This window comes from Streptomyces poonensis (assembly GCF_014650915.1).
Classification (GTDB): Bacteria; Actinomycetota; Actinomycetes; order Streptomycetales; family Streptomycetaceae; genus Streptomyces; species Streptomyces poonensis.
Genome location: NZ_BMVW01000010.1, coordinates 237,791 through 255,809, shown reverse-complemented (window position 1 = coordinate 255,809; position 18,019 = coordinate 237,791). Strand labels below are relative to the sequence as shown.

Below are 18,019 nucleotides of genomic sequence, written 5' to 3'. Positions count from 1 at the left end.
CAATAGCAGCACTATCCGCTATCCGAAGTGCCACTATCTATCATGGGGAGCGGCGTCGGCAAGGGCCGGCGCGACGGGGTGGAGCGGAGGACAAGGAGCGAACCGGCTGTGCGCATCGGTGAGTTGAGCCGCAGGACCGGCGTGCCGGTACCGACGATCAAGTACTACGTCCGCGAAGGACTGCTGCCTCCGGGCGAGCTGACCAGCCCCAACCAGGCGGCATACGACGAGGGTCACGAACGCCGGCTGAGGCTGATCCGGGCCCTGCTCGACGTGGGCGGCATGAAGGTGGCCCAGATCGCGGACGTACTGGCCGCCATCGACGATCCGGCGCGTCCGCCGCACAAGGTGCTCGGCGCCGCCGCGGACCAGCTGGGCAGCGCGGACACGGACCCCGGCGACACCGAGTCGGCGGCCGCGCAGGCGGTCGTCGCCGACCTCGTCTCCCGGCGCGGCTGGCACACGCACGAGTCGAACCCCGCCGCGGCGGACCTGTCCAGGGCCCTGGCCGCCCTGACCCGGCTGGGCCACGGGGCGTACACCGAGGTGCTCGACGACTACGCCGACGCCGCCGAGCGGGTCGCCCGCGCCGACCTCGCGTACGTGGACCGGCGGGCGGGGGTCGAGGACCGGGTGGAGAGCGTGGTGATCGGGACCGTACTGGGCGAAGCGGTCTTCAGCGCACTACGCAGGCTGGCCCACGTGGACGCCTCGGCGAAGCTGTACGGCACGGACGGACCGCCGGAGCGCGGAACGGGCTGACGCTCCCTTCACACCCACCGTTCCAGCGTCAGCTCATCGCGCAACGGAATGCCGTACTCCCCCACCGGCGGAATGGACGGCTTCACCTTCCGCGCCTCGTCCACGGCGCCCGGAGCGACACCGACGATCCGCATCCCGCGCCGCTGGTAGAACCGCAGCGCGTCGAGGTTGTCGTTGGTGGTGATCAGCCAAACCCGCCGGGCACCCGCCTGCCGGGCCGTCCCGGCCGCCGCCGAAAGCAGGGCACCGCCCACTCCGGTGTACCGCTCCACGGCGTTCAGGGTGACGACCTCCAGCCCCTGGCCCGAGAGGGAGTAGGTGAGCAGGCCCACCACGTGGCCGTCCCGTTCGGCGAGCAGCGCGGGGAGGCCGGCCGCGTCGTAGGCCGTTCCGTGCCCCACGACGACCGTGCCGCCCCAGGACGCGGTGAGAAGGGCCGTGATCGTGTCGCGGTCGGCAGGCCCGGCGGTGCGGACAAGGAGGTCCCCCATGACGGAGACCCTAGCCCCGCCCCCGCTCCATGCCTTCGCGTGTGCGACGAAAACCTTGGGGCGAGTGCGCTGACGGCCTCTCAGGCACCCCTGTCGCCTGGCTTTCGCAGGTGCGCACCAAAACGCTCGCACGTCACCCGGGACGTCCCATTTCCCGGGGTCACCCTCTGGACAAGCGTGAAGGTTAGGCTAACCTACGTTCGAACTTGTCCGCGGGCAGTGCGCCCCGTTCGAAAGCAGAACAGACATGTCCAACGCCCGTGCCACCCACCTCACTCGCCGCGGCATCCTCGCGGCGGGCGGCGCCCTCGGACTCGGGGCCGTGCTGGCCGCCTGCGGTGACGACGACTCCACGAGCAGTGGCTCGGGCGACGAGACGGCCGCGGCGAAGTCCGGTCCCTGGTCGTTCAAGGACGACCGCGGCGAGACCGTGAAGCTGGACGAGGTACCCGCGAACATCGTCGCGTTCACCGGTGCCGCCGCCGCCCTGTACGACTACGGCGTCGAGGTGAAGGGCGTCTTCGGCCCCACCAAGACGCAGGACGGCAAGGCCGACGTCCAGGCCGGCGACATGGACATCAGCAAGGTGACGATCCTCGGCAACGCCTGGGACCAGTTCAACGTCGAGAAGTACGCGACGCTCGCGCCCGACGTCCTCGTCTCCACCACCTTCGACAACGTGGGCACCCTCTGGTACGTCCCCGAGGCGTCCAAGGACAAGATCGCCAAGCTCGCCCCGAGCGTCGCGATCTCCGTCTACGACCGGCAGCTGACGCAGCCGCTGGAGCGCATGTGGGAGCTGGCCGAGTCGCTCGGCGCCGACATGAAGGCCGAGAAGGTGACCGCGGCCAAGAAGCGCTTCGAGGACGCCGCCGCCCGGCTGCGCAAGGCCGCCAAGTCCAAGCCCGACATCAAGGTGCTGGTCGGTTCCGCGAGCCAGGACATCTTCTACGTCTCCGGCACGAACCTCTCCATCGACCTGGAGTACTTCAAGGCCCTCGGCGTGAACTTCATCGAGCCCCCGGAGAAGGCCAAGGCGGAGAGCGGCGGCTGGTTCGAGAACCTCAGCTGGGAGAACGTCGACAAGTACCCGGCCGACATCATCATGATGGACGACCGCACCTCGGCCATCCAGCCCGCCGACATCACCGAGGCGACCTGGAAGAAGCTGCCCGCCGTCGAGGCCGGCCAGGTCATCGCGCGCTCCGCCGAGCCGATCCTCTCCTACGACAAGTGCGCCCCGCTGCTCGAGAACCTCGCCGAGGCGATCGAGAACGCGAAGAAGGTCGCCTGATCAAGCAGCAGCGGCCGGCGCGCCCCCACGGCGCGCCGGTCCCTCCCCCACACCTCACCGTCCCCTGACGACGACTCAGGAGCACGCGCATGACCACGGCCGTAGCCGCCCCGTTCCGTTTCTTCTCCCTCCAGGTCGTACGGACGCGGCGGCTCGGCCCGTCCCTGGTCCGGATCACCTTCGCCGGTCCCGATCTGCTCGCCTTCCACTCCGACGGCCGGGACCAGTCCCTGTCGCTGTTCCTGCCGCACCCGGGTCAGCCCGAGCCCGTCGTCCCGCTGGAGTACGGCGACAACTGGTGGCACGCGTGGCGGGAGCTTCCCGATGACGTACGGGCGGTCATGCGCTCGTACACCCTGCGGGCCCTGCGCCGGGACGCGCACGGCGACACCGCCGAGATCGACATCGACTTCGTGCTGCACGGCGTGGAGCCGGGGGCGGCCGTGCCCGCCGGGCCCGCCTCCCGCTGGGCGTCCACGGCCGCCCCCGGTGACCGCGTGGCGCTGATCGGCCCGGCGATCGCCGACAACCGGGCGATCCGGTTCCGCCCGCCGGAGGGCACCGACCTGGTGGTGATGTGGGGCGACGAGACCGCCCTGCCCGCCGCCTCCGCGATTCTGGAGTCCCTGCCGTCCGGCCTGCGCGCCCGTGTGTGGCTGGAGGTCCAGCAGGCGGAGGACATCCAGGAGCTGACCACCGCGGCCGACGCGGAGATCACCTGGCTGGTGCGCTCCGCGGGCGCCCCCACGGCCGTCGAGGCGGTCCGGGACGCCCGACTCCCGCCCGCGGAGCAGCCGTACGCCTGGATCGCCGGCGAGTCCGGCCGGGTCAAGGAGCTGCGCCGGCATCTCGTGCGCGAGCGCTGCGTCGACAAGCGCGCCGTGACGTTCGTCGGGTACTGGCGTGAAGGCCTGACGGAGGAGCAGCTCCGCGCGCGAGGAGAGTGACAGCGGTCACGGGTGGGGCGCGTTTCAACAACGTTTAGTTAGGTTAGGCTTGCCTAAGTTGAAACGCGCGCGATTCCCCGCTCTCCCCGTCCCGCTCGGACTGTCCCCTCGGAGGACCCCCACCATGCGCTCGCACCTGCTCAATGACACGACCGCGGAGCAGTACCGCCGCTCCGTGACCGAAGGCGTGGAGCGGGTGGCGGCCAAACTCGCCACCGCCGACCGTCCGTTCACCGGCGTCACCGTGGACGCACTCGCGCCCCGTATCGAGCAGATCGACCTGGACCGGCCGCTGGGCGACACCACCGCGGTCCTGGACGAGCTCGAAGAGGTCTACCTCCGCGACGCGATCTACTTCCACCACCCCCGCTACCTCGCCCACCTCAACTGCCCGGTCGTCATCCCGGCGGTCGTCGGCGAGGCCATCCTCTCCGCCGTCAACTCCTCCCTGGACACCTGGGACCAGTCGGCCGGCGGCACGCTCATCGAGCGCAAGCTCATCGACTGGACCACCGAGCGCATCGGCCTCGGTCCGGCCGCCGACGGTGTGTTCACCTCCGGCGGCACCCAGTCCAACCTCCAGGCGCTGCTGCTGGCCCGTGAGGAGGCGAAAAGCGATGACCTCGCCAAACTGCGCATCTTCGCCTCCGAGGTCAGCCACTTCAGCGTGAAGAAGTCGGCGAAACTGCTGGGCCTGCCCGCCGATTCCGTGGTCTCGATCCCCGTCGACCACGACAAGCGCATGCAGACGGTGGCGCTCGCCCGCGAGCTGGAGCGCTGCCGCCACGACGGCCTCGTCCCCATGGCCGTCGTCGCCACCGCCGGCACCACCGACTTCGGCTCCATCGACCCGCTGCCCGAGATAGCCGAGCTGTGCGCGCAGTCCGGCGCGTGGATGCACGTGGACGCGGCCTACGGCTGCGGACTGCTCGCCTCGCTCGAGCGCCGCCACCTGCTCACCGGCATCGAGCGCGCCGACTCGGTCACCGTCGACTACCACAAGTCCTTCTTCCAGCCGGTGAGTTCCTCGGCCGTGCTGGTCCGCGACGCCGCCACGCTCCGCCACGCCACCTACCACGCGGAGTACCTCAACCCGCGCCGCATGGTGCAGGAGCGCATCCCCAACCAGGTCGACAAGTCACTGCAGACCACCCGCCGCTTCGACGCGCTCAAGCTGTGGGTGACGCTGCGCACGATGGGCGCCGACGGCATCGGCCGCCTCTTCGACGAGGTCTGCGACCTGGCGGCGGAGGGCTGGAAATTGCTCGCCGCCGACCCGCGCTTCGACGTGGTGGTCGAGCCGAGCCTGTCCACGCTGGTCTTCCGCTACATCCCGGAGGCCGTCACCGACCCCGCCGAGATCGACCGCGCCAACCTGTACGCCCGCAAGGCGCTGTTCGCCTCCGGTGACGCGGTGGTCGCGGGCACCAAGGTCGGCGGGCGCCACTATTTGAAGTTCACCCTGCTCAACCCCGAGACCACGACGGCCGACATCGCCGCCGTCCTCGACCTGATCGCCGGCCACGCCGAGCAGTACCTGGGAGAGTCCCTTGACCGCGCTTCCTGAAACCGTGAGCGAGACCTACGACTTCGTGGGCATCGGGCTCGGCCCCTTCAACCTCGGCCTCGCCTGCCTCACCGAGCCGATCGCCGAACTGAACGGCGTCTTCCTGGAGTCCAAGCCGGACTTCGAGTGGCACAAGGGCATGTTCCTGGACGGCGCCCACCTCCAGACGCCGTTCATGTCGGACCTGGTGACCCTCGCCGACCCGACATCCCCGTACTCCTTCCTGAACTACCTCAAGGAGCGCGGCCGGCTGTACTCGTTCTACATCCGCGAGAACTTCTACCCGCTGCGCGTCGAGTACGACGACTACTGCCGCTGGGCCGCCGCCAAACTGAGCAGCGTCCGCTTCGACACGACGGTCACCGAGGTCACGTACGAGGACGACAGCGAGCTCTACACCGTCCGTACGGAGACCGGCGACACGTACCGCGCCCGCCACCTCGTCCTCGGCACCGGCACGGTCCCGTACACCCCCGAGGCGTGCCGCGACCTCGACGGCGGCTTCTTCCACAACGCGCAGTACATGCAGCGCAAGGCGGAGCTCCAGGCGAAGAAGTCGATCACGATCGTCGGCAGCGGCCAGAGCGCCGCGGAGATCTACTACGAGCTCCTCGCCGAGATCGACGCGCACGGCTACCAGCTCAACTGGGTGACGCGCTCCCCGCGCTTCTTCCCCCTCGAGTACACCAAGCTGACGCTGGAGATGACGTCCCCGGACTACATCGACTACTTCCGCGCGCTGCCCGAGGAGACCCGCTACCGGCTGGAGAAGCAGCAGAAGGGCCTCTTCAAGGGCATCAACTCGGACCTGATCGACTCGATCTTCGACCTGCTCTACCAGAAGAACGTCGAGAGCGGCGGCCGCCCGGTCCCCACCCGCCTGCTCACCAACTCCTCCCTGAACACCGCCCGGTACGAGGACGGCGTCTACCGCCTGGGCTTCCACCAGGAGGAGCAGGACAAGGACTTCGAGATCACCACCGAGGGCCTGGTCCTCGCCACCGGCTACCACTACGAGCAGCCGGCCTTCCTGGAGCCCGTCCGGGACCGCCTCCGCTTCGACGGTCACGGCCGCTTCGACGTGGCCCGCAACTACGCCGTCGACACCACGGGCCGCGGGATCTTCCTCCAGAACGCGAGCGTCCACACCCACTCGATCACCTCGCCCGACCTGGGCATGGGCGCCTACCGCAACAGCTGCATCATCCGCGAGCTGCTCGGGAGGGAGTACTACCCCGTGGAGAAGACGATCGCCTTCCAGGAGTTCGCGGTATGAGCACCACCGGTATAGGGACGTTCTCGTTCCGCCCCCTCGACCCCACCACGGACGCCGAACTCCTGCACGACTGGGTGACCCACCCCAAGGCGGCGTTCTGGATGATGCAGAACGCGAAACTGGAGGACGTCGAGCGGGCCTACATGGAGATCGCGGCTGACGAGCACCACCACGCGTACCTCGGCCTGCACGACGGCGAGCCCGCCTTCCTGATGGAGAAGTACGACCCGGCCGAGCGCGAGCTGGTCGGCCTGTACGAGCCCGAGCCGGGCGACGTCGGCATGCACTTCCTGGTCGCCCCCACCGACCGGCCCGTGCACGGGTTCACCAAAGCCGTGATCACCGCGGTGATGGAGGAACTGTTCGCCGACCCGAGCACCCGGCGGGTCGTGGTCGAACCCGACGTACACAACAAGGCAGTGCACGCGCTCAACGAGGCCGTCGGCTTCGTGCCCGCGTGTGAGATCGACAAGCCGGAGAAGCGCGCGCTGCTGAGCTTCTGCACGCGCGAACGCTTCTTCGAGAGCAAGCGCAGCCTGGCTGCACGAGGAGTGGCTGTATGACCTTGTCCGACGCCGTGGCGCACCTGTCCCCCCACCGCTGGGCGCGGGCCAACCGTCTTCTCCTCCGCAAAGCACTCGCGGAGTTCTCGCACGAGCGGCTCATCACCCCCGAGCACCTCGACGGTGACCGGTACCTCGTCCGCAGCGACGACGGCTCGGCCACCTACACCTTCACCGCCGTCCTCCGCGCCCTCGACCACTGGCAGGTCGACGCGGACTCCATCACCCGGCACCGCGACGGCACGGAGGCCCCCCTCGCCGCGCTGGACTTCTTCATCGAGTTCAAGGGCGCGCTGGGCCTGAGCGACGACATCCTGCCCGTCTACCTGGAGGAGATCTCCTCCACCCTCTCGGGCACCTGCTACAAGCTCACCAAGCCCCAGGTCCCGGTCGCCGAGCTGGTCACGAGCGGCTTCCAGGCCATCGAGACCGGCATGACCGAGGGCCACCCGTGCTTCGTCGCCAACAACGGCCGGCTCGGCTTCGGCGTCCACGAGTACCTGTCGTACGCCCCCGAGACCGCGAGCCCGGTCCGGCTGATCTGGCTGGCCGCGCACCGCTCCCGGGCCGCGTTCACGGCGGGCGTGGGCATCGAGTACGAGGCGTTCCTCCGCGACGAGCTGGGCGAGGAGACCGTCGACCGCTTCCACGCCGTGCTCCGCGAGCAGGACCTGGACCCGGCGGACTACCTGTTCATCCCGGTTCACCCCTGGCAGTGGTGGAACAAGCTGACGGTCACCTTCGCCGCCGAGGTCGCCCAGCAGCACCTCGTCCTCCTGGGCGAGGGCGACGACGAGTACCTGGCCCAGCAGTCCATACGCACGTTCTTCAACACCTCGCACCCCGGGAAGCACTACGTCAAAACGGCGCTCTCGGTCCTCAACATGGGCTTCATGCGCGGACTGTCCGCCGCCTACATGGAGGCCACCCCGGCGATCAACGACTGGCTCGCCCAGCTGATCGACAACGACCCGGTGCTGAAGTCGACGGGCCTCACGATCATCCGCGAGCGCGCCGCCGTCGGCTACCGCCACCTGGAGTACGAGGCCGCCACCGACCGCTACTCCCCCTACCGCAAGATGCTGGCCGCGCTGTGGCGCGAGAGCCCGGTCCCGTCGCTCCAGGACGGCGAGTCGCTCGCCACGATGGCGTCCCTCCTCCACGTCGACCACGAGGGCCACTCCTTCGCGGCCGCGCTGATCGAGCGCTCCGGGCTCACCCCGGTCGAGTGGCTGTCGCGCTACCTGCGGGCGTACTTCGTCCCGCTGCTGCACAGCTTCTACGCGTACGACCTGGTCTACATGCCGCACGGCGAGAACGTCATCCTGGTGCTGAAGGACGGCGCCGTGCAGCGTGCGGTCTACAAGGACATCGCCGAGGAGATCGCGGTGATGGACCCGGACGCGGTGCTGCCGCCCGAGGTCGCCCGGATCCGCGTCGAGGTCCCCGACGACCAGAAACTGCTGTCGATCTTCACGGACGTCTTCGACTGCTTCTTCCGCTTCCTCGCCGCGAACCTCGCCGACGAGGGCGTCATGGAGGAGGACGACTTCTGGTGCACGGTCGCGGCGTCGGTCCGCGAGTACCAGGAGGCGACGCCGGAGCTGGCGGACAAGTTCGAGCAGTACGACATGTTCGCCCCGGAGTTCGCCCTGTCCTGCCTGAACCGGCTCCAGCTGCGCAACAACAAGCAGATGGTGGACCTGGCGGACCCGTCGGGCGCCCTTCAGCTCGTGGGCGACCTGAAGAACCCGATCGCGGGGCGGTAACCGCCTCCCCCCATACGGACGGGCACCTCGGAGTACGGTCCTCCGAGGTGCCCGTCATCGTGCGGAACGCCCCCCTACCGTACGGTCATCGGGCGGGCCAGGGCACCTCCGGCGCCCGGTGGTAGGCGATACCGAGCGCGTCCCAGCGCGGACCCTGCGCCGCGAGCCGCTTCCTGTAGGTGTCCCAGTCGTGCGTCGCGGCCGGTGACCAGCCGAGCTCGGCCACGCCCGGCAGCCTCGGGAACGCCATGCGCTCGAGGTGTCCGGAGTTCGCGAGGGTCTCGGTCCACAGCGGCGCCTCGACCCCCCGGACGGCCGGCGCCGGGACGCCCGGAAGGTAGCTGCCCGGGTCCCAGTCGTACGACCGCCGCACGTCCACGTAGCCGGCCCACTTCGTGCCGAGCGCGGTGTCCTTGTCGTACTTCATATCGAGATAGGCCCGGTCGGCGGGCGACAGGATCAGTCCCGTGCCGTTCCGCGCGGCCGCGGCGACCTGCTCCTTCTCCGCCGCGGGGGTACGGTCCAGCCCCCAGTACTGCGCGAGCGCGCCCTTGGCCGGCTCGGCCCCGGCCAGCTGGTGCCAGCCGATGACGGTCTTGCCGTACCGCGCGACGACCGGCTGGACCCGCTCCATGAACTTCACATAGTCCTCGTGGCTGGTGGAGTGCGCCTCGTCGCCGCCGATGTGGAGGTAGCGGCCCGGCGTGAGGGCGGCCAGCTCGCGGACCACGTCGTCCACGAAGTCGTACGTGCTCTCCTTGTTCACGCACAGCGAGCTGAAGCCGACCTCGGTGCCGGTGTAGCGCGGAGGCGCCACGCCGTCGCAGTTCAGTTCGGCGTAGGAGGCGAGGGCCGCGTTGGTGTGGCCGGGCATGTCGATCTCGGGCACGACCTCCAGATGGCGCGCGGCCGCGTACCGGACGATCTCCTTGTACTGGGCCTTGGTGTAGTGGCCGCCCGGGCCGCCGCCGACCTCACTGGCGCCGCCGTACGCGGCCAGCCGCGGCCAGGAGTCGATCGCGATCCGCCAGCCCTGGTCGTCGCTGAGGTGCAGATGCAGCTTGTTCACCTTGTACAGGGCGAGCTGGTCGACGTACCGCTTCACCTCGTTCACGGTGAAGAAGTGCCGTGAGACGTCCAGCATCGCGCCGCGCCAGGCGTAGCGCGGGGTGTCCTCGATCGTGCCGCCCGCGACGAGCCACGGGCCCGGCTGCCGGGAGTTCTTCTCGACGGCGGCGGGCAGCAGCTGCCGCAGGGTCTGCACGCCGTGGAACAGCCCGGCGGGCTCCCGGGCGGTGATCGTCACTCCGCGCCGGCCGCTGTCGAGACGGTAGCCCTCGCTGCCGAGGGCCTTCTCCCCGCTCTTCAGCGTCAGGCGGATGCCGCCGTGCCGGTCACGGCCGTCGCCCGTCACCGGCAGCCGGTAGCCGGTCGAGGGCCGCAGGACGCCCGCGAGATACGTGCCGATCCGGCGCACCTCCCGCGCGTCGTCGACGTGGATGCGCGTACCGCCGGTGATCCGGTACGGCGCGCCCCCCGGCTCGACCGACGCGGGGGCGGGGACCACCCGGCCCAGGGGGGCGGCGACCGCGCCGTCCGCCGCCGGTCCGGCCGGTGCCGCACCGGCGGAGAAGAGACCGGCCGCGGCCGCGAGCAGCAGCGATCCGAGAAGGCGAGTCGTTCTGTGAAGCTGTTTCACCTGCGCTCCCTTCCGTACGTCTGCCCATCGTGCCGATGGGTATAGACCACTCTCCCGCAGACCCGGTGGAAGAATCACCCCCATGGCGGAAATCATCCAGCGGGACGGCACCTGGACCTTCGACGGCGACGCGTTGCGGCTCATCCCGGGCCACGACAAGGGTGTCAGTCTGCTGCGCAGGACGCTGGGCGAACTGACCGTCCCCCTGGCCGCGTTGGCGGGCATCTCGTTCGAGCAGGGCAAGAAGTCGGGCCGGCTGCGGCTGCGGCTGCGTGACGGCGCCGATCCGCTGCTGCAGGCGACGGGGGGCCGCCTCGCCGAGGGCAACGACCCCTACCAGCTCGTCGTCGACGCGGACCGCTACGGGGTCGCCGAGTACGTGGTGGACGAGGTCCGGAGCGCCCTGTTCCTGGACCAGGTGCCCCCGGACGCCGTCGACCGCTACCTCCTCCCCGGGCCCGCCGTCCCGCTCTCCGTCTCCGCCGGGGACGGCACGGCGGGCTTCGACGGCGAGCACGTACGCCTGGAGTGGAACTGGAAGACGGAGGACGCGAAGGCCGCGGCCGGCGCCCGTACGCTCGCCCTCGCCGACATCGAGGCCGTGGAGTGGCATCCGGCGGCCGGCCTGGAGAACGGCTGCCTCCGCTTCACCGTGCGGAACGCGCCCACCAAGGCCCCGCCGAAGTACGACCCGAACTCCGTGGAGCTGTGGGGGTTCAAGAAGGACCCGCTGATGGCCCTGATCGCGGCGGCGGTCCAGGCGCGACTCCCGCACCCGGCGGCGTCCCCGGCGGCCGAGCCGCCGCAGGACCGGCCCCCCGCCGCGCTCCCGGCGCCCGCCCCGGCCCTGGAGGACGACCACGACGCCCTGCTGCGCCGACTGCGCGAACTGGGCGAACTGCACAAGTCCGGCGTTCTGACGGACGAGGAGTTCACCCTGGCCAAGCAGGCGATCCTCAAGCGGATGTGACTCCCCCGCTGCCCCTGCCACAGACAGCCGCACAACAGCCCCTCCCGGGCATTTCGACAGCCCCCTGCCCGATATCGGGCAGGATTCTTGCGAAACAGCCCCCCAGTACCTCAGGATCTTCGAGTGCACGACGAACTTGTTGATCATCTGACGCGGTCCACGCCCCTCAGCCGGGGCGAGGCGGCGCGCGTGATCCAGGACGTGCTCGCCTACTTCGACGAGACGACCGAGGAGTTCGTCCGTCGGCGCCATCGCGAGCTCCAGGCCCAGGGCCTGGTGAACGCGGCGATCTTCGAACGGATCGGGACGGACCTCACGTACCGCGCGGTCGCACCGCCGGAGCTCAGCCTCCGGCAGCTGCGCCGCATCGTCTACGGCTGAGGACCGGCCCCCACGGGGAGACAAGGAAAGAACCATATGTGCGGAATCGTCGGATACATCGGCAAGCGTGATGTGGCGCCGCTGCTGCTGGAGGGCCTGCAGCGACTGGAGTACCGCGGCTACGACTCCGCGGGCATCGTCGTCTCGAGCCCGAAGTCGGCCGGCCTGAAGATGGTCAAGGCCAAGGGCCGCGTCCGTGACCTCGAGGCCAAGGTCCCCGGGCGCTTCAAGGGCACCACCGGCATCGCCCACACCCGCTGGGCCACCCACGGCGCCCCCTCCGACGTGAACGCCCACCCGCACATGGACCCGGAGAACAAGGTCGCCGTCGTCCACAACGGCATCATCGACAACGCCTCCGAGCTGCGCAAGAAGCTCGAGGCGGAGGGCGTCGAGTTCCTCTCCGAGACCGACACCGAGGTCCTCACCCACCTCATCGCCCGCGCCCAGGCCGACAAGCTGGAGGACCGGGTCCGCGAGGCGCTGCGCCTGATCGAGGGCACGTACGGCATCGCGGTCATGCACGCCGACTTCCCGGACCGCATCGTGGTGGCCCGCAACGGCTCCCCGGTCGTCCTCGGCATCGGCGAGAAGGAGATGTTCGTCGCCTCGGACATCGCCGCCCTGGTCGCCCACACCCGGCAGATAGTGACCCTCGACGACGGCGAGATGGCCACCCTCAAGGCGGACGACTTCCGTACGTACACCACCGAGGGCACCCGCACCACGTCCGAGCCGACCACCGTGGAGTGGGAGGCGGCCTCGTACGACATGGGCGGCCACGACACCTACATGCACAAGGAGATCCACGAGCAGGCCGACGCCGTGGACCGCGTGCTGCGCGGCCGCATCGACGACCGCTTCTCCACCGTGCACCTGGGCGGCCTCAACCTGGACGCCCGCGAGGCGCGCCAGATCCGCCGGGTGAAGATCCTCGGCTGCGGCACCTCGTACCACGCGGGCATGATCGGCGCCCAGATGATCGAGGAGCTGGCGCGCATCCCCGCCGACGCCGAGCCGGCCTCCGAGTTCCGCTACCGCAACGCGGTCGTCGACCCCGACACCCTCTACATCGCGGTCTCCCAGTCCGGCGAGACGTACGACGTGCTGGCCGCCGTGCAGGAGCTGAAGCGCAAGGGCGCCCGGGTGCTGGGCGTCGTCAACGTGGTCGGCTCGGCGATCGCCCGCGAGGCCGACGGCGGCATGTACGTGCACGCCGGTCCCGAGGTCTGCGTCGTCTCCACCAAGTGCTTCACCAACACCACGGTCGCCTTCGCGCTGCTGGCGCTGCACCTCGGCCGCACCCGTGACCTGTCGGTCGCCGACGGCAAGCGGATCATCGAGGGCCTGCGCAAGCTGCCCGCGCAGATCGACGAGATGCTGAAGCAGGAGGAGCAGATCAAGGAGCTGGCGAAGCAGTTCGCCGACGCCCGCTCGATGCTCTTCATCGGCCGCGTCCGGGGCTACCCGGTGGCCCGCGAGGCCTCGCTGAAGCTGAAGGAGGTCTCGTACATCCACGCCGAGGCCTACCCGGCCTCCGAGCTGAAGCACGGCCCGCTGGCCCTGATCGAGCCCGCCCTGCCGACGGTGGCGATCGTCCCGGACGACGACCTGCTGGAGAAGAACCGCGCGGCGCTGGAGGAGATCAAGGCCCGCAGCGGCAAGATCCTCGCCGTCGCCCACCAGGAGCAGGAGAAGGCCGACCAGACGATCGTCGTGCCGAAGAACGAGGACGAGCTCGACCCGATCCTCATGGGCATCCCGCTCCAGCTCCTCGCTTACCACACGGCGCTGGCGCTCGGCCGGGACATCGACAAGCCGCGCAACCTCGCCAAGTCGGTGACGGTGGAGTAGGACCTCCACCCCGCGCCGCTCCGCGGCCGGACATGAACGACCCCCTGTGCGCCACCTGCACAGGGGGTCGTTCCCTGGGGACCGGGACCGCCCAATGTCCCGGCCCGCGGCTGCCTCAGCCGGTGGCCGTCACCCCCCGGCCGGCAGCGCGCCCGGACAGTGCGGCGGGCCAGTGGGCGAGGGCGGCCGTGGCCACGTACCAGGCCAGCAGGCCGCTCACCGCGGCGATCCAGCCGGCGATCTGCGCCAGACCCGCGCTGTCGCCGAACCGCGCGACGGCGAGCAGCAGCAGGGCCAGGAAGAGCAGGCCGTACACCCCCCGGGTGAGCGGGGAGGCGGCGGACGCACCGAGCGCCAGGCTGAGCGCGACCAGCGCGAACAGCACCAGGAACAGCCCCTCGGCGTCGGCGGACACCGTCTCGGTGCCGCCGACGCCCCAGGTGAACCAGAAGGCGCCCAGGGCCGAGAACGCCGTACCGGCGGACGTGTCATGGTCGCGGAGAGCCAGCAGGCCGACGACGAACAGCGCGATGCCGCCGACGTACACGGCGGGCGGGACGGCGTCCCCGGCCGTCACGCCGCCGATCACTTCGGTGTGACCGAGGCCGAAGGCCAACAGGGTTGTCGCGAGGAGGAGATGACCGACTGTGGTGGTGTTTCCCGCGGAGACGTCGTTGTCCACGGCGGGCTCCCTTCGTGCAGGTCGTGCGGGCGCGGGTGCGCGGCGACCGGTATATGCCCTTCACATACGCACAAACACCTCTACGCGTCGGTAGATTCATACGACTGTAGGCGGTGGCGGATCGCGTGACCTGCTCATCTCATCGGGGGGCAGGGCGAGTTACGGAACGGCAACGCCGGATGCGGGGGTCCCGCGCGTGCGACCCGCGGTCGGTGGTTCACGGCTCACGGCCGACGGCACGCCGACCGCCGCGCGCCGCATGCGCTCAGGAACTCACGGGCTCACGGACTCACGGACTCACGGAATGACGATCACGGGGCGCTGCGCGCGCTTGGCGAGCCGTCCGGCGACGGAGCCGAAGATACGGCCCACGATGCCGTGCGTGGAGCCGACGACGATCGCGTCCGCCTCGTACTCCCGCCCCACCTCTTCGAGTTCATGGCAGATGTCACCGCCGCGCTCGACCAGGATCCAGGGGACCTCGGCGAGATAGTCCGCGCAGGCCAGCTCCAGGCCGAGGACCTCGGTCCGATGGTCGGGCACATCGACGAAGACGGGCGGTTCGCAGCCTGCCCACACCGTGGTGGGCAGGCGGTTGGCCACATGCACGATGATCAGGCCGGAACCGGAGCGACTGGCCATGCCGATGGCGTAGGCGAGGGCGCGTTCACTGGACGTCGAACCGTCGAAGCCGACGACGACGCCGTGCTTGAAGGCGGGGTCGCACGCGGGGCGCGACTCCTCCGCAGCCAGGGGATCGGCCGCCGTCGGGTCGGCGACCGGCCGCTTGCGATCAGCGGGATCGAAGAATTCGTGACCGGCCATGGGTGTCTCGGCGTTCGGATCCTCGGTGGGTGGGACAACAGTGTGCGGCGGAGCTGTGTCCGGGAATCATCTTCCCAACCCCATACCCCCAAGGGTACGGCGGCACGCCTCCTCAGCCCAGACCCGCGCACGCCGCACGGGGTTCTCCGGAGCATGCATGAGTGGGCGCCCGTAACGCAATGGTTGCTGGCTCCTACAGGCGGTTCGCACAGCATTCACCGAGGACCGGCGCACCGCGTCCGAGAGGGCGGAGAGGTCCGCGGACGAAGGCCGGAAGGGCCCGTGCTGCGAAGCCGGAACGACTCCCACGAACGGAGTCGGCAGGGTCGGCAAACGGAGCATCGCCTCCCGCACGCGCCCCGCCCTCACGCCCTGGACGCGCCCGCACCCAGGACGCACCCCGGCCCGCCCGGCCGGGAGGGCGTACCCGGCTTCCCGCCTCCGGACACCGCCGGTCCCACACCCCCGGACGCCGCCGTTCCGACACCCCGGGAACCACCGTTCCGACACCCCGGGAGACGCCCACCCCCCACACCCCGAACGGGGCCCGCCGGGCCCGGGCACAGCCGACTTCCCGCCACGAACACGGCGGGCCGGAGACACCCCTCTTCACAGATGTGGACACTCCGCTCACGCCCATCCCCGGGCTCAACCAGCCACCCCCGCACGCGGCCGATTCGCCACTGCGGAAGCATTCGTCACTGAAGCACGAGGTGCCACTTCTGCATGCCCAAAAACATCCAGTCACAAGCAACACTTTCGCCACTCCGGTACCCGGACATCCCAGGCCTGCTCGGCCCCGCAAGCCCCGGCGGGGCCACTCCCCACGCCTCGGACACGCCCGATTCCGCGCCTCAGGAGTGACCGACCGGTCGAACACGCGTTGAACCCGGACAAGCCACCCGCACAGATGAGGACGCCGTGCCCGGACATCGGACCGCCTCCCGGACCGCCTCCCCCGCTCCCCGGCCCGGGGAGCACCCCACCGCCGACAGCGCGAGCGACGTCATCCGCTGGGCGGTGTTCAGCTGCGTTCTCGTGCCCGTGACCCTCGTCTGGTACGGCACGTCACTCGCGGGCGCGGCCGGGGCCGCCCTGGGCCTCGCGGCCGTGACCGGGGTCTGCCGGCTGCTGCTCCGCCAGTCGGAGCGGGGGGCGGTGCGGTCGGCAGCGGAAAGGAGCGTCCCGCACCGCGGCCGGCATGGCAGAAGCGGGGCCGGGGCACACAGAGGGGGGCGGCGTCCCGGGGGTCAGACTTCGGCCGACTGACCGGTTTACGCACACCCTTCCGCTTCTTTTCAGCCAACTTCGGCTCACCAGGCATGCCTTGCGGTAACACCCCCCTACCCCCTGTTCGACCTGCACTGAAAGGGGCCCGCTCGGCGCGCACACCCTACGGGGATTGGCCACTGCGACAAGGCGTACTTCCCTGCGGGGCTCGCGAGTGCAACGCTTCGTGATCGAATGCTTCACGCCAAGTTGCCATGTCGACAATGTGCCGGGGGGAGAACTGGTCACGCCGGTACGACGCGACACAGTAGATTCGATCATGACTGTCTTACGGCGGGGGACTCGTGCAGGACCGAGGGGAAACGTGCAGGAGCGACACAACCGAGGAGCCGCGACCACCGAGGGGGGCTTAGCAGCATGAGCCACGACTCCACTGCCGCGCCGGAAGTAGCGGCCCGGAAACTCTCCGGGCGACGTCGCAAGGAGATCGTCGCGGTGCTGCTGTTCAGCGGCGGCCCGATCTTCGAGAGTTCCATACCTCTGTCGGTGTTCGGCATCGATCGCCAGGACGCCGGGGTACCGCGCTACCGCCTTCTCGTGTGCGCAGGCGAAGAAGGACCGTTGCGCACCACGGGAGGGCTGGAACTCACCGCGCCCAATGGGCTGGAGGCGATCGCCCGCGCAGGCACCGTCGTGGTGCCCGCCTGGCGGTCGATCACCTCACCACCACCGGAGGAAGCGCTCGACGCACTGCGCCGGGCGCACGAGGAGGGTGCCCGCATCGTCGGGCTGTGCACCGGTGCCTTCGTACTGGCGGCGGCCGGCCTGCTGGACGGGCGCCCGGCCACCACGCACTGGATGTACGCGCCCACGCTGGCCAAGCGCTATCCGTCCGTCCACGTGGATCCACGTGAGCTGTTCGTGGACGACGGGGACGTCCTGACCTCCGCGGGGACGGCGGCCGGGATCGACCTCTGCCTCCACATCGTGCGCTCGGACCACGGAAGCGAGGCCGCGGGCGCGCTCGCCCGCCGGCTGGTGGTACCGCCGCGCCGCAGCGGCGGGCAGGAGCGCTACCTCGACAGGTCTTTACCCGAGGAGATCGGCGCCGACCCGCTCGCCGAGGTCGTCGCCTGGGCGCTGGAGCACCTCCACGAGCAGTTCGACGTGGAGACGCTCGCGGCCCGCGCGTACATGAGCCGGCGCACCTTCGACCGCCGGTTCCGTTCGCTGACGGGAAGCGCACCGCTGCAGTGGCTGATCACCCAGCGGGTGCTCCAGGCACAGCGGCTGCTGGAGACGTCGGACTACTCGGTGGACGAGGTCGCGGGCCGCTGCGGCTTCCGGTCGCCGGTGGCCCTGCGCGGCCACTTCCGCCGGCAGCTCGGCTCGTCGCCGGCGGCCTACCGGGCGGCGTACCGCGCACGGCGGCCGCAGGGTGACAAGCCCGATATCCCGGACAGCTCGCCAGGGCACTCCGGGCCGGGCGGTCCGCCACCGATGCCGCAGGAGCCCACGCCGGTCCCGTACCAGACCCGCCGTACGGCGGCGGCCGCGAGCGCCCTGGCCCCGGCCGCCTCGCTGTCCGCGGACGGCGCCAAGCCGGAGCTCTACGCGACGGGCCGGCTGCCCGGCCAGCGCACCGCTCCGTAAGGCCCGGAAGACCGCCGCCGGCCCGGCACCGGGCCGGCGCGGGCTCAGCGGCCCGG

At 70.4% G+C, this 18,019-nt stretch carries 15 protein-coding genes; 11 read left to right on the top strand and 4 right to left on the bottom strand.

All coding sequences use genetic code 11. The annotated features are described in order from the left end of the window. Positions 1–108 precede the first annotated feature (108 nt). Positions 109–762 (top strand): MerR family transcriptional regulator, encoded by a 654-nt coding sequence (locus IE242_RS24085; protein ID WP_189862615.1) that lies wholly within the window; start codon positions 109–111, stop codon positions 760–762. A gap of 8 nt (positions 763–770) precedes the next feature. Here the strand turns inward: IE242_RS24085 and IE242_RS24080 are convergent, their stop codons facing one another. Next, the gene (locus IE242_RS24080) at positions 771–1,253 is read right to left on the bottom strand and encodes a GNAT family N-acetyltransferase (protein ID WP_189862613.1); all 483 of its coding nucleotides are present in this window, start codon (positions 1,251–1,253) and stop codon (positions 771–773) included. A gap of 247 nt (positions 1,254–1,500) precedes the next feature. Between IE242_RS24080 and IE242_RS24075 the strand changes: the two genes are divergently transcribed. The 6 genes from IE242_RS24075 to IE242_RS24050 all read left to right on the top strand — a co-directional run bounded on the left by IE242_RS24075 (position 1,501) and on the right by IE242_RS24050 (position 8,669). Next, positions 1,501–2,547 (top strand): ABC transporter substrate-binding protein, encoded by a 1,047-nt coding sequence (locus IE242_RS24075; RefSeq protein ID WP_189862611.1) that lies wholly within the window; start codon positions 1,501–1,503, stop codon positions 2,545–2,547. Between the two features lie 89 nt (positions 2,548–2,636). Beyond that, positions 2,637–3,494 carry a siderophore-interacting protein gene (locus IE242_RS24070; RefSeq protein ID WP_189862609.1) on the top strand — a complete coding sequence of 286 codons (858 nt, stop codon included), beginning with the start codon at positions 2,637–2,639 and terminating at the stop codon, positions 3,492–3,494. A 124-nt stretch (positions 3,495–3,618) separates the two neighbouring features. Further along, positions 3,619–5,061: a lysine decarboxylase DesA gene (gene desA, locus IE242_RS24065; protein ID WP_189862607.1), complete on the top strand. Its 1,443-nt coding sequence runs from the start codon at positions 3,619–3,621 to the stop codon at positions 5,059–5,061. Beyond that, positions 5,045–6,337 carry a lysine N(6)-hydroxylase/L-ornithine N(5)-oxygenase family protein gene (locus IE242_RS24060; protein ID WP_189862605.1) on the top strand — a complete coding sequence of 431 codons (1,293 nt, stop codon included), beginning with the start codon at positions 5,045–5,047 and terminating at the stop codon, positions 6,335–6,337. Before desA ends, IE242_RS24060 begins: the two co-directional genes overlap by 17 nt. Next, positions 6,334–6,900: a GNAT family N-acetyltransferase gene (locus tag IE242_RS24055; protein ID WP_189862603.1), complete on the top strand. Its 567-nt coding sequence runs from the start codon at positions 6,334–6,336 to the stop codon at positions 6,898–6,900. The genes IE242_RS24060 and IE242_RS24055 overlap by 4 nt, the downstream gene beginning before the upstream one ends. Beyond that, complete coding sequence (locus IE242_RS24050; RefSeq protein ID WP_189862601.1) at positions 6,897–8,669, top strand: IucA/IucC family protein; 1,773 nt, start codon at positions 6,897–6,899, stop codon at positions 8,667–8,669. Before IE242_RS24055 ends, IE242_RS24050 begins: the two co-directional genes overlap by 4 nt. 85 nt (positions 8,670–8,754) lie before the next feature. Here the strand turns inward: IE242_RS24050 and IE242_RS24045 are convergent, their stop codons facing one another. Next, positions 8,755–10,368 carry a beta-N-acetylhexosaminidase gene (locus tag IE242_RS24045; RefSeq protein ID WP_229859356.1) on the bottom strand — a complete coding sequence of 538 codons (1,614 nt, stop codon included), beginning with the start codon at positions 10,366–10,368 and terminating at the stop codon, positions 8,755–8,757. A gap of 82 nt (positions 10,369–10,450) precedes the next feature. Here IE242_RS24045 and IE242_RS24040 point away from each other — a divergent pair, with 82 nt between their 5' ends. The 3 genes from IE242_RS24040 to glmS all read left to right on the top strand — a co-directional run bounded on the left by IE242_RS24040 (position 10,451) and on the right by glmS (position 13,573). Then, on the top strand, positions 10,451–11,338 hold the full coding sequence (locus tag IE242_RS24040) for a DUF4429 domain-containing protein (protein ID WP_189862597.1): 888 nt from the start codon (positions 10,451–10,453) through the stop codon (positions 11,336–11,338). 123 nt (positions 11,339–11,461) lie between these two features. Further along, positions 11,462–11,719: a hypothetical protein gene (locus IE242_RS24035; RefSeq protein WP_189862595.1), complete on the top strand. Its 258-nt coding sequence runs from the start codon at positions 11,462–11,464 to the stop codon at positions 11,717–11,719. 36 nt (positions 11,720–11,755) lie between these two features. Continuing rightward, positions 11,756–13,573, top strand: coding sequence for a glutamine--fructose-6-phosphate transaminase (isomerizing) (glmS, locus tag IE242_RS24030; protein WP_189862593.1), 1,818 nt, complete (start codon positions 11,756–11,758; stop codon positions 13,571–13,573). Between the two features lie 115 nt (positions 13,574–13,688). Here glmS and IE242_RS24025 read toward each other — a convergent pair whose 3' ends face one another. Together IE242_RS24025 and IE242_RS24020 are read right to left on the bottom strand one after the other, a co-directional pair. After that, on the bottom strand, positions 13,689–14,255 hold the full coding sequence (locus IE242_RS24025) for a GPR1/FUN34/YaaH family transporter (protein WP_189862591.1): 567 nt from the start codon (positions 14,253–14,255) through the stop codon (positions 13,689–13,691). 297 nt (positions 14,256–14,552) lie between these two features. Continuing rightward, on the bottom strand, positions 14,553–15,080 hold the full coding sequence (locus tag IE242_RS24020; protein WP_189862589.1) for a universal stress protein: 528 nt from the start codon (positions 15,078–15,080) through the stop codon (positions 14,553–14,555). A 1,647-nt stretch (positions 15,081–16,727) separates the two neighbouring features. On the opposite strand from IE242_RS24020, the gene IE242_RS24015 reads away from it, so the two are divergent. Beyond that, positions 16,728–17,963 (top strand): helix-turn-helix domain-containing protein, encoded by a 1,236-nt coding sequence (locus tag IE242_RS24015; protein WP_189862587.1) that lies wholly within the window; start codon positions 16,728–16,730, stop codon positions 17,961–17,963. The last annotated feature ends 56 nt before the right edge of the window (positions 17,964–18,019 follow it).

What these genes read in the sequence shown, in the direction of transcription:
- IE242_RS24015 (WP_189862587.1), top strand. Translation starts at nt 16,728, where the DNA reads ATGAGCCACGACTCCACTGCCGCGCCGGAAGTAGCGGCCCGGAAACTC.
- IE242_RS24075 (WP_189862611.1), top strand. Translation starts at nt 1,501, where the DNA reads ATGTCCAACGCCCGTGCCACCCACCTCACTCGCCGCGGCATCCTCGCG.
- desA (WP_189862607.1), top strand. Translation starts at nt 3,619, where the DNA reads ATGCGCTCGCACCTGCTCAATGACACGACCGCGGAGCAGTACCGCCGC.
- IE242_RS24070 (WP_189862609.1), top strand. Translation starts at nt 2,637, where the DNA reads ATGACCACGGCCGTAGCCGCCCCGTTCCGTTTCTTCTCCCTCCAGGTC.
- glmS (WP_189862593.1), top strand. Translation starts at nt 11,756, where the DNA reads ATGTGCGGAATCGTCGGATACATCGGCAAGCGTGATGTGGCGCCGCTG.
- IE242_RS24020 (WP_189862589.1), bottom strand. Translation starts at nt 15,080, where the DNA reads ATGGCCGGTCACGAATTCTTCGATCCCGCTGATCGCAAGCGGCCGGTC.
- IE242_RS24040 (WP_189862597.1), top strand. Translation starts at nt 10,451, where the DNA reads ATGGCGGAAATCATCCAGCGGGACGGCACCTGGACCTTCGACGGCGAC.
- IE242_RS24050 (WP_189862601.1), top strand. Translation starts at nt 6,897, where the DNA reads ATGACCTTGTCCGACGCCGTGGCGCACCTGTCCCCCCACCGCTGGGCG.
- IE242_RS24080 (WP_189862613.1), bottom strand. Translation starts at nt 1,253, where the DNA reads ATGGGGGACCTCCTTGTCCGCACCGCCGGGCCTGCCGACCGCGACACG.
- IE242_RS24055 (WP_189862603.1), top strand. Translation starts at nt 6,334, where the DNA reads ATGAGCACCACCGGTATAGGGACGTTCTCGTTCCGCCCCCTCGACCCC.